The sequence below is a fragment of the Streptomyces sp. NPDC000878 genome, assembly GCF_053599695.1.
The window spans coordinates 16,464-27,761 of record NZ_JBSFMT010000104.1; the positions used below are offsets into that span (position 1 = coordinate 16,464).

The window sequence follows — 11,298 nt, forward strand, 5'->3', positions numbered from 1 at the left end:
ACTAGTGGCAGATCCGGATCTGACGGTCGACTTCGAGTTCCTCGCGGAGTCCGAGCGCAAACTCGGCCAGCTGAAGAAGGAGTTCGAGGACCTCGAGAACCGGCGTGACGACATGCGTCGGCACTGGGGCTCGGGCACGATCGCCGATGCCATGGACGAGTTCGTGGACAACTGGGACGACTACCGAACCAAGCTCGTCGAAGGCATCACGTCGGTCGGTGAGATGGTGGCCGGCACCAAGAAAGCGTTCGAGGACCTTGAGAAGCAGCTGAGTAAGCGCGACGAGAAGAAGCCGAAGAAGTGACGACAGCCACATCACAGCGCCGCCCGGTCGATTGGCAGCCGCTCTGCGACTCCGACCCGGTGCCTGGCGATCCGGAAGAAATCCGCGCCGAGGTCCGGCACATGGTGTCGGTCGCCAAGAAGCTCCGGGACCAGGCCAAGAGCCTCCAGGCCATCAGCAACGAGGACAAGCTCAAGGGCAAGTACGTCAAACGCCTGCGCGAAGACTCCGGCACGTTGGAGAAGCACATGCGGGAGGTGGCCAGCCGCTACGAGCGTGTCCACGGCCATCTCACCACCTGGGCCAACGAGTTGGAGGACTTCCAGACCGAGGCCGACAAGGTCCTGCGCCAGGCCAAGGAGAAGCAGGACGAGATCGAGGCCGACAAGGCCAAAGCAGCTGAGTCCGGGGACAAGGCCGCTCCGAAGCCGCCGGTCGGCGGGGAGGTCGAGGATCCCCTGCGGACGTACCGGAATCAGCTGGACACCATCACCGGCGATCGTGACGACCGCGCCGGCCATCACGCGCGCAAGATCAAGGACGAGATCGACGACGTCATCGAGGACTCGTGGTGGGACAACGTCACGGGCTGGTTCCACGACAACGCGGACTGGATCAAGACCGTCCTCGACGGACTGGGCTGGATCGCCACCATCGCTGGCATCGTCGCCATCTGGATTCCCGGCCTGAATCTCCTGGTACTGGCCATCGCCATCGTGACCATCGCCACCAGATCCATGCTGGTCGCCTCCGGTGACGCGTCCTGGACCGATCTGGCCTTCGACATCGGTGGACTGCTTCTGATGGGCATCGGCCGCGGTGGCATCAACATGCTCAAGGGCGCGAACAAGGTCACCAGCGCCGCTGCCCAGGCCAGCCGGACCGCCGGACTCAAGGCAGGCCTCAGGTCACACAAGGGAATGCTGAACGATCTGAGCAAAGCCATGGCGGGCGCTCAGGACGACGTCTCCCGGAAGTTCTTCTCGGACCTGCGCAACTTCACTCTCAAGAAGATCTCCGGGGAGACCGGCCTGGTCGCCAAGGGGCCGACCGAGGTGTCCGCACTCGCCAAGTGGGCGCACCTGGGAGACGACGAGGCAGCTGGGCTCTTCGGACAGCTCCGTGCGAACAAGGGTGTCTTCTCCGATGCTGTGTCAGGCGGTGCTTCCAAGCTCGGGCACGCGGGATACGCGGCGTCCATGTTCGCCGCCTACACCGGTATGGGTGTCGATGTCGTGGACAAGTCGCTGAGCAAGAGCGACTCCATCGGCTGGCTGGACAAGCATCACCTGGTCCCGGGAGACAAGCCGTACAACGAGGGCTACAACACCTGGAAGGAAAGCGGCTGGATGCCTGCGGCGGACACCCACTGGTGAACACTCGGATACACGCCCGGAACACCGGTGCATGCGGAGAGGAAAGCAGGAGAAATGGCTGAGTCGCTCAGGGAACAGTTGGGCACGGGTGCGAATTTCAGAGTACGGGTGACCATCATCGGCGCACTGGTGTCCATCGTCCCGTTGATTGGAATCTCGCTCCTGCTCCCCGAGGCCGGCCGCGACGTCCTGTTCTGGATCTACTGGGCCGGGCTGACGGGCTGCCTGGCCCATCTCCTGTGGATCTTGGTCAAGAACCCCACCCCCAGCAAGCGACCGCCCCTGCTCACGCGTGACCTCGCCATGGGCTGGGCCCTTCTGGTACCCAGCCTCCTCAGCTCCTTCTGGCCCGGAATCGTCGGAGGCCCGCTGTTCACCGTGCTGGTCGGCGCGACCTCGGTCGCAGAGAAGATTCGGAACAGCCGTGCCACATCCTGAGAGCACCGTCGAAGTGGAATCCGCCCGCGTGCCCAACGGATTCAATCTGGTTCCGCCGCCCGGCTGGGACAGCATCCCGCTCCAGAGCGGAACGCGAGAGGCGATCCAGCGGATCGTACAGAAATCCGTGTCCCAGCTTCCTGTCGGCTTCCCGAAGGACGACATCCCTCAGGCCAGGCTGCGGCTCACGAAGGAGCTGAAGCAGACCGTTCGGCAGGCCCGTAACTCCAACGGTCTGACGCTCTACCTGCCCGTGGAGCGCATGCACGGCATGCTGATCCCGGCTTCGTTCGTCGCTTCCGAGCCGCTGGGGGCACCGACCGGGAACTCCGATCCCGAGGCCGTACTCCTCGATCTCGCCCGGGACGCCGAGGACGCCTCGGCACGGGAACTCGACGGGACGGCAGCCATCCGCACCCTGCAGAAGCTCCCCGCCCACCCGGAGAAGGGCGTCGAGGTACCGTCCTGGCGTGTGCAGTACACCGTACCGATCCCGCACAGCGTCCCCGCCCAGTGGCTGACGTTCTCGTTCAGCACACTGATCGCCCCTGGCATGGACATCGACTTCACCGAAACCTTGGTCGAACTCTTCGACGCCGTGATGACCACATTCCGCTGGAGCTACGCATGATGATCGTCGAGACCGACGCCGATCCGGCCCTCTGGTTCCATATGCCGCTGAGCGTCACCAAGTCGGAGTTCGCACAGTGGCTGGACCTCCAACTCGACGCGAGCGCACTGCTCCACCGGCGCAAGCTCACCTGGCGTGAGAAACGGCAGATGAAGAAGTTCCTCGAGGGCTCGGCCGCGATGCTGCGCGACCGAGTGGAGGCTGACCAGGCGTTCATCTTCGGCCCGATGCCGCCTCAGGCCGCTCCGCTGGTCTTCTTCACCAAGCAGTTCGTCTGCGACGAGGAGCACAGCCCGCTGCACCTGAGCATGCTGGCCGAGCCCGACCCGACCGGTGCCATCGCCAGCGACCGCGTGGAGACAGTCCCCTTCGTCTCGCCGCACTTCGGCGAAGGCCTGCGCTGCCTGCGCAGTTGGACCGGCCCCGATGGCGCGCTGATGCTCTCGGTCACCTACGCCTGGAACGACCCGGCCCACAACATCGACCTGGTCCTCAAAGGCCACTACGACGACCCGGCCCTCCTGGAAGTCTCCTTCGACGCGATCGACGCCTTCGCCCGGAGTATCCGAATCAACAAGCAGGCGTGACCCGCTGGAGGCGGGGATGAGCGAGTTCTGGCCGATCATCGACATCGAGTATGTCGACGAGTACAACTGGGTCGTCGTTCCGCCCCGCGCGGGTCCTTCGGCCCCGTTCGAGGAGTGGGACGACATCCAGACGTGGGGTCGTGACTACGCGAAGGATCTGTGGGAGGACCGTGGATTCGATCCGGGTCCCAACGGTGTGGACTTCGTCGCCGCCACCCTCACCCGCTGCGCCGAATCCTTCTGCCCGCCCGGCTCGGAGCACTGGCTCTTCCTTCACCTCGACCACCCCACCGACCTCCCGATCCCCGTCTGCGTAGCCATCGGGCCGGCGCAGCGCCCCCGCGAGGAGACTCTTCGGGCGCTGACCCTGGCGGACGACCCGGATGCCGTGGAGCCTCCGGTCGTCAAACCCTTCAAGGCCGAGCGGCTGGGGGAAGGCCTGACGACCTTCCGGTACGTCCCCCAGGACGACTCGCCGCATCTGCTTGCCTGCGTGCGTTACGCGTGGCAGGTCGAGGAGCACGGGGCCGATGTCGTGATGTGGACGGCGGTCGAGGACATCCCGCGCCTCATCAGCGCCTCCGAGGATCTGGAGAACCTCGCGCACTCCCTGGCGATCTGGATCCCCTGACCTGAGGAGCCACAAAAGCGGAGGCCATCCAGTCTGGTCTCCGCTGGGCTGGAAAGCGGCGGAGAGAACGCACTCCGGTGGGGCACGGTCAGACGGCCGTGCGTGAAGTGTCGGCCCTGAGTACCCGCCGCTCCGCCCGACGTCTCGCACGCACCGCCATCGCCCGCGCGAAGCGCATCACTCCCGCTCACCCGTGGCGTCGTACTCCCGATCCCATCGGCTCTGCCGTACTCCACCCCACGTACCCATCACCACGGCCGCCACGATGAGATACGCGAGCAGCACCCCGTACGAGCCCGTGTCCACGTCCTCAACCGGTCGGGCGACGCCTTCGGGGTCGTACCGGACGCGCAGGGTATCCCCCTCCGACACCCAGTCCCTGCAGCCATCTCCCTCCGACAGCGAGGGCGAGATCTCACGCCCGCCGGACGCCCGCATCGTGCACTCGTCGGTCTTGCGCTCTTCCTTGTGCACGACCACGGCCTCAGTCCACCGGCCGCGGTCCGCCAGAGCGACCTGATCGCCCGCCTGTTTGCCGAGCACGCCCAGTGCCACCCCGGCGACAACGGGCACGATGAACTGCCACGCGACCTTTCGCCGCTTGCGCGGAACCCGGCGCAGCCACAGCACGGGGACCAGGACCGTCGCCAACGGCAGCAGAACGCAGGCAAGCAACAGAGCCACGCCGCCGAAGGGATTCGGCAGAGGCACCACGGGGACAAGCCAGGCCAGTCCTGCGGAGCCGCCGGCGCACGCAAGGCCGAAGAGCGACCAGCGGATCATCGCGATCCGCCACCAGGAACCCCCATCCACAGACCCTGGCTGTACGTCGGCCCGGGACGCGTTCGCTGCCATGCTCTCCCCCGCACTCGGACCGGACCTACGCCGGCCATCGAGCCAGCCTGCCACGCCACCGACAGTGTCTTCATCTTCACCATGCCGGCCGCTGGAAGCTGAGATAGGGCTCGATACCGCCTGCCTCGAAGGCCTTGGCCGCCTGCCCCAGCATTTCCTGTCTGGCTTGCGCCTTGATCTGGGGCGCGGTTGTCGATCCCTTTGAACTGCCCCTCCAAGAGGGCTTCCACGGACCGTTCTCGTCGCTCCGGCTCGTTTTGACCCCGGAACCAGTCTTCTGGCAGAAGCAGTTGATAGTCAGCAAGTGGCATGAGATCACCCGCGGTTTCAGCAATACCGGCGCTTGTGGTTCCCTCCTGCTGCTCTTCAACTGCTCAGCCATCGCCCGGAGATCGGAGACTCGTGACATGACATCCAGACGCAAGCAGCGCCTGATAACGGACCGCCTCGGCATCCACGCCGAAGCCGGCGAATGGTGCTGGATCGAGAAGATCCCGCAGCCCCCGGCGGACGTGCTCCAGGCCGCGGGCAACCCCCGTCTCCGCCCCGCCCGGCTGCCCCCGTCGGGCATCGTCGGCGCGGTGCTCGGTGCGCCGTTCATGCCTCTCCTCATGCTGTTGAGCCTTCTGTCCGATGCGGAAGAAGCCGTCAAGCGCTCCCTCGGCTCGAAGGCGGAGAAGGAGCGGTGGCGGGCCAAGAAGGAGGAGGACAAGCGTCGGGACGCCCTCATCGTCCAACAAGGCCTCGACAAGGTCTTCGACGGGAACTGGGGTGCCAACGCCGGGCAGTTCCTGCTGCGTTGGTACAGCCACTCCACCCACCACCAGCGACTGCTGCTCGCGACCCAGGAGGGGATCGTTCTCGCGGCTCCGCCGCGGCGGGTCAGCGCGGGGCGGGAGAAGCACATGCAGGTCGTCGCGCGTCTGCCCGCCGGCGAAGCGAGCCTCGTCGACCCGTTCTCCGGGGAGTTCGAGACGAGGCTGCTGCTGATCCGTTTCCGGGACGGGTCCTGGCTGCGCGTCGACACGGAAGAGCTGCGCAGCGAACTCCACATGTACGTGCTCCGGCAGCCCCTCCGCTAACAGGGGGGCGGGACCACGACCGGGCGCCGGCCCGGTGCGTACAGCAACGCTGCCGCACCAGGCCGGTGCCTCGCGGGCCGTGCCCCTGAAGAGCGCCCCGGCTACTTCTTCTGCGACTTAGCCAGTTCCTCGTCGATCTGCTCGAACTTGTCCGCCGCCATGGTCAGGTAGTCGCCCATGCCGTCGAGACCGTCCAGCGTGTCCTTCGCGCCGCGCGTGAACTCGTCGAAGTTCTCGTCGAAGGCCTTCGAGGAGCTCTTCGTGACGTAGCCGGACTCGACCAGGTTCGCGATGTACTTGCGCAGGCCGTCCAGCTTCTCCTGGAGGCGCTCCTTCTCCTTCACGACATGCTTGGCAGCATCCCGCATGTCCTGATATGTGACATCAAGGTCCTTGGCCATGTAGCCGCTCCCTCGTGAAAGTGCCGCAGGGCCAACCCCCGTGGCTTCCCTGTTCCAACTGGCTGAGGCAGCAGCTTACGGGTGAGGCGCGAGTGGTGACATCCCGGTTCTGGAACAAGATTGTTCACCACCGTTCCGTCACCGATTCACCATAGGGAAGGGCTCCGATCCCACCCGTTGCCCTTCTGTCATATGGAGCGGATATCGTCACTCCCTACGGTGGCCGGCGTTGCGGAAGCGGCCACGGGGGCCGTTGGGGAGGACAACCGTGCGCCTGACTCTGACCGTCGTCGATCCGTTCGGCGGGGGTACCGCCGACGTCGTGCTCGACGCGGATCCCGAGTCCACCGTCGGGGACATCGCACAGGAACTGGCCAAACAGGTCGGCCACAGCGGTGCCCAGATCATTCCGCTCGGGCATCACGGACAGGTGCCCGCCAACAACTCCCCCCTTGTGTATGTCGATGGGTACGCCGTCGATCCGAGCTCCAATGTCGTCGGGTCGCCGCTGCGCGAAGGTGCCGTCGTCAGCCTTCAGGATCCCGCCGGGTGTCTGCCCGGGGAGCCGACCGGGCTCGTCGAGCTGCGGGTCGTCGGCGGGCCCGTCGCCGGGTTCGTGCACCGGCTCGGGGTCGGGCGGTACGACATCGGCAGCGGGCCCGCCGCGTACATCAGGATCGACGATCCCGAGGTCGACGCCCGCGCCCTCACGTTGTCAGTTGCAACCGATGGCACCTGCCAGGTCGCCGTCCACGGGGAGAAGGGGAAGAAGGACGGGGACCACACCGGCGTCACCCTCGACGGTAAGGACATCGCCGACATCGAAGGCGACTCCTGGCCCCTCGGCGGCCAGATCGCCATCGGGAACTCCCTCGTCGAGCTGGCCCGCTACACCCCGCCCAACGCCGCCCTCAAGTGGTCCGAGGACGGCGTCGGTCTCGACTACAACCGGCCGCCCCGCCTTCGCTCCCCCGACCGGCAGACCAAGTTCCGGCTGCCGTCGCCGCCGCGCGACTTCGAGGCCCGGCCGCTGCCCTGGCTGATGGCGCTCACACCGCTCGTGGGCGCGATCGTGGCCGTCACCATCTTCGGGCGCTGGTACTACCTGATCATGGCGGGGCTCAGCCCGATCCTGCTCTTCGCCAACTACTTCATGGACAAGAAGCACGGGCGCAAGTCCCATGCCAAGCAGGTCAAGGAGTACAAGGAGCAGAAGGAGCGGATCGAGAAGGACGCCCAGGACGCTCTGGTCGCAGAGCGGCAGGATCGGCGGCATGCCATTCCCGACCCCGCCACCGTCCTCTCCCTCGGCACCGGGCCCCGTACCCGGCTGTGGGAGCGGCGGCGTACCGATCGCGACCATCTGCTGCTGCGGGTCGGAACGGGCCAACTCCCGTCCGAGGTCGTGCTCGACGACCCCGAGCAGGACGAGCACCGCCGCCAGGTCACCTGGAAGATCGAGGACGCGCCCGTCGCGCTGTCCCTTCGCTCCCTCGGGGTCATTGGTATGGCCGGGCCCGGGGATTCGGCTCGCGCGCTCGGGCGGTGGGCCATCGCCCAGACCGCAGCCCTCCAAAGCCCCATGGACGTCCAGTTCTATGTGCTGAGCGAGAGCACCGCGCAGGAGAGCTGGGACTGGGTGCGCTGGCTGCCGCACACCAGGCCGTCCGGCGGGCAGGACGTCAACGTCCTGATCGGGACGGACGCGGAGACCGTCGGCGCGCGCATCGGTGAGCTGACGCAGATCCTCGACGCGCGCAAGAAGGCCGCCGAGCAGAACAAGGGGCAGCGGGCGTCGTTCAGCGACCCGGACATTGTCGTCGTGTGGGACGGGTCCCGGCGGCTGCGGTCGCTGCCCGGCGTCGTCAAGCTGCTGCGCGAGGGGCCGGACGTGGCGATGTACGCCCTCTGCCTCGACGCCGAGGAACGGTTCCTGCCCGGTGAGTGCCAGGCCTTCGTCGTGGCGGAACCCAAGGCCGAGGAGCACGCCGACCAGGCGTACGCCCACACCACTCACTCCCAGCCGCAGGTCGCGGGCGGGTTCCCGTCCTTCCAGGCCTGGCACAACACCGGCGCCGAACCCGATCAGCGCGCCCAGGCCGACAAGCTGCGGCTGCGCGTCGAGGAGGAGAGCGCGGAGCGACTGGCCGACGTACGGCCCGACTTCGTCTCCGCCGCCTGGTGTCTGCGCCTGGCCCGGTCCCTGTCCGCGCTCCGCGACATCAGCGGCGAGACCGAGGACTCGGCACTGCCCGGCTCCAGCCGGCTGCTCGACGTGCTCCAGCTGGAGCCGCCGACGCCCGACGCGATCTCCGCGCGCTGGCGGATGGGCGGGCAGTCGACGATGGCGGTCATCGGTGAGTCGTACGACGGCGCGTTCGGCATCGACATCCGCAAGGACGGGCCGCACGGGCTCATCGCCGGTACGACCGGTTCGGGTAAGTCGGAGCTGCTGCAGACGATCGTGGCCGCGCTGGCCGTCGCCAACACCCCCGAGAACATGACGTTCGTGCTCGTGGACTACAAGGGCGGCGCCGCCTTCAAGGACTGTGTGCATCTCCCGCACACCGTCGGCATGGTGACCGACCTCGACGCCCACCTCGTCGAGCGCGCCCTCGAATCGCTGGGCGCGGAACTCCACCGCCGCGAGCACATCCTCGCCAACGCCGACGCCAAGGACATCGAGGACTACCAGGATCTGGTGCGCAGGGATCCCTCCCACCCTCCTGTCCCCCGACTCCTCATCGTCATCGACGAGTTCGCGTCGATGGTGCGTGACCTCCCCGACTTCGTCACGGGGCTGGTGAACATCGCTCAGCGTGGTCGATCCCTCGGTATTCACCTGCTCCTCGCCACGCAGCGGCCCTCCGGTGTCGTGTCCCCCGAGATCCGCGCCAACACCAACCTCCGTATCGCGCTGCGCGTCACGGACGGCGGTGAGTCGAGCGACGTCATCGACTCGCCGGAGGCCGGGCACATCTCCAAGAACACCCCCGGTCGCGCGTACGTCCGACTCGGCCACGCCTCCCTCGTCCCGTTCCAGTCCGGACGCGTCGGCGGACGCCGCCCCGGAGCGGCGGACCCGGCGGTGCTCATGCCCTGGTCGGGGCCGCTGGCCTGGGAGGACCTGGGGCGGGCCGCGCTGAAGAAGCCCAAGGTCGAGGCGCGGGAGGACGAGGAGATCACCGACCTCAAGGTGCTCGTCGACGCCGTGCGCGACGCCAACCGGTCGCTCGGTATCCCGCCCCAGCACAGCCCCTGGCTGCCCGCGCTCTCCGAGACGCTGCTGCTCGACGAGATCGAGGTCCCGGCCTTCGCCGACCACGGCACGGGCAAGCTCGCGCCCGTCCCGTACGGCATCGAGGACCTGCCGGCCGCCCAGGCGCGCCGCCCGGTCGTCGTCGACTTCGCCACCTTCGGCCACCTGATGATCGGCGGCGCCCCGCGCAGCGGTCGCTCACAGATTCTCCGTACGATCGCTGCCTCCCTGGCCCGCACCCACTCCACCGCCGACGTCCACCTGTACGGCATCGACTGCGGCAACGGCGCGCTCAACGCGCTGACGCGGCTGCCGCACTGCGGTGCTGTCGTCAGCCGTAACCAGACCGAGCGCGTGGTCCGGCTGGTCAACCGGCTCAAGGGTGAAATGGCGCGCCGCCAGGACCTGTTGGCGGAGAAGGGGTTCGCTGACATCGGTGAGCAGCGGGCCGCGTCGGCGGCGGAGGAACGCCTGCCGCACATCGTCGTACTGCTGGACCGCTGGGAGGGCTGGGTGCCCACCCTCGGCGAGGTCGACCACGGCTCGCTGACCGACGAGTTGACGACGATGATGCGCGAGGGCGCGAGCATCGGTATCCACCTGGTCCTGACCGGTGACCGCACCCTGCTCGTCGGCCGGATCGCGACTCTCACCGAGGACAAGTACGGGCTGCGGCTCGCCGACCGCAGCGACTTCTCGACGCTCGGTATCCCGCACCGCAAGGTCCCGGAGGAGATTCCGCCGGGCCGTGGCTACAAGAACGAGTCCGGTATCGAGACCCAGTTCGCACTGCTGTCGGAGGACACGACCGGGCAGGGCCAGGCGGCGGCGATCACGGCGATCGGCGAAGCCGCGGCGACCCGGGACGCCCAAGTCCCGCGCTCCCGGCGCCCGTTCCGCGTAGACAGCCTGCCCTCGCGGATCTCGTTCGCGGACGCGTGGGGCATGCGCGACCCGGAGACCTCCGGCTCCCGCCTGTGGGGCCTCGTGGGCATCGGCGGCGACGACATCACGGGCTTCGGCCCCGATCTCGCGGCGGGCGTACCGACGTTCGTCATCGCGGGACCGGCCAAGTCCGGGCGCTCGACGGTGCTGATGAACTTCGCGCAGTCGTATCTGTCCCAGGGTGTACGTCTGGTCATCGCGGCGCCGCGTCAGTCGCCGCTCCGTCAACTGGACGGTACGGCCGGGGTGTTGAAGATGTACACGGGCGACGACATCGACGAGGACGACTTCGAGGAGATCATCGACCAGGCGTCACTGGAGGAGCCGATCGTCGTCCTGATCGACGACGGCGAGATCCTGGAGGACTGCGACGCCGCGAGCCAGATGAAGAAGATCGTGTCGCGGGGTGCGGAGCGGGGGCTCGGGCTGGTCATCGCGGGTGACGAGGAGGACGTCTGCAGCGGGTTCAGTGGCTGGCAGGTCGATGCGAAGAAGGGCCGGCGGGGGATTCTGCTCTCCCCGCAGGAGTCTTCGAGCGGGGATCTGATCGGGGTGCGCATCAACCGGAGCATGGTGGGTGGGCAGATCGCGCCGGGCAAGGGGATGTTGCATCTGGGGGACGGGGAGTTGCGTACGGTCGTCATCCCCGGGTGAGTGGGGGTGCGGGGCGGTGAGGGTTTTCGCCCCCGCCGCCCCTACCCGTCCCATCCCTGGGGGCTGCGCCCCCAGACCCCCCTTTCGCGCTGAACGCGCTCGTCCTCAATCGCCGGACGGGCTGGAGGGTGCGGGCCGGTGCTGAAGTGCGGCGGG

Annotated in this window: 10 protein-coding genes; 8 read left to right on the forward strand and 2 right to left on the reverse strand. The window is 67.6% G+C overall.

From position 1 onward, the window contains the following. The first annotated feature begins 4 nt into the window (after positions 1–4). The 6 genes from ACWDR4_RS45990 to ACWDR4_RS46015 are packed head-to-tail and all read left to right on the forward strand — an operon-like array spanning position 5 to position 3,946. Positions 5–304, forward strand: a complete 300-nt coding sequence (locus ACWDR4_RS45990; RefSeq protein WP_450417647.1) for a WXG100 family type VII secretion target — start codon at positions 5–7, stop codon at positions 302–304. Then, positions 301–1,659, forward strand: coding sequence for a hypothetical protein (locus ACWDR4_RS45995; protein ID WP_450417648.1), 1,359 nt, complete (start codon positions 301–303; stop codon positions 1,657–1,659). Before ACWDR4_RS45990 ends, ACWDR4_RS45995 begins: the two co-directional genes overlap by 4 nt. Positions 1,660–1,713: 54 nt before the next feature. After that, entirely contained in the window at positions 1,714–2,097 is a 384-nt protein-coding gene (locus ACWDR4_RS46000) for a hypothetical protein (RefSeq protein WP_450417650.1), read from the forward strand. A 28-nt stretch (positions 2,098–2,125) separates the two neighbouring features. After that, positions 2,126–2,728 carry a hypothetical protein gene (locus ACWDR4_RS46005; RefSeq protein WP_450417651.1) on the forward strand — a complete coding sequence of 201 codons (603 nt, stop codon included), beginning with the start codon at positions 2,126–2,128 and terminating at the stop codon, positions 2,726–2,728. After that, positions 2,725–3,315, forward strand: a complete 591-nt coding sequence (locus ACWDR4_RS46010) for a hypothetical protein (protein ID WP_450417652.1) — start codon at positions 2,725–2,727, stop codon at positions 3,313–3,315. Before ACWDR4_RS46005 ends, ACWDR4_RS46010 begins: the two co-directional genes overlap by 4 nt. Positions 3,316–3,331: 16 nt before the next feature. Then, positions 3,332–3,946, forward strand: a complete 615-nt coding sequence (locus ACWDR4_RS46015) for a hypothetical protein (RefSeq protein ID WP_450417653.1) — start codon at positions 3,332–3,334, stop codon at positions 3,944–3,946. A 177-nt stretch (positions 3,947–4,123) separates the two neighbouring features. Here ACWDR4_RS46015 and ACWDR4_RS46020 read toward each other — a convergent pair whose 3' ends face one another. Continuing rightward, the gene (locus tag ACWDR4_RS46020) at positions 4,124–4,801 is read right to left on the reverse strand and encodes a hypothetical protein (RefSeq protein WP_450417654.1); all 678 of its coding nucleotides are present in this window, start codon (positions 4,799–4,801) and stop codon (positions 4,124–4,126) included. A 407-nt stretch (positions 4,802–5,208) separates the two neighbouring features. Between ACWDR4_RS46020 and ACWDR4_RS46025 the strand changes: the two genes are divergently transcribed. Continuing rightward, complete coding sequence (locus ACWDR4_RS46025; protein WP_450417655.1) at positions 5,209–5,883, forward strand: hypothetical protein; 675 nt, start codon at positions 5,209–5,211, stop codon at positions 5,881–5,883. Positions 5,884–5,984: 101 nt separating this feature from the next. Here ACWDR4_RS46025 and ACWDR4_RS46030 read toward each other — a convergent pair whose 3' ends face one another. Beyond that, entirely contained in the window at positions 5,985–6,284 is a 300-nt protein-coding gene (locus tag ACWDR4_RS46030) for a WXG100 family type VII secretion target (RefSeq protein ID WP_450417657.1), read from the reverse strand. A 268-nt stretch (positions 6,285–6,552) separates the two neighbouring features. Here ACWDR4_RS46030 and ACWDR4_RS46035 point away from each other — a divergent pair, with 268 nt between their 5' ends. Continuing rightward, positions 6,553–11,142: an FtsK/SpoIIIE domain-containing protein gene (locus ACWDR4_RS46035; RefSeq protein ID WP_450417658.1), complete on the forward strand. Its 4,590-nt coding sequence runs from the start codon at positions 6,553–6,555 to the stop codon at positions 11,140–11,142. The last annotated feature ends 156 nt before the right edge of the window (positions 11,143–11,298 follow it).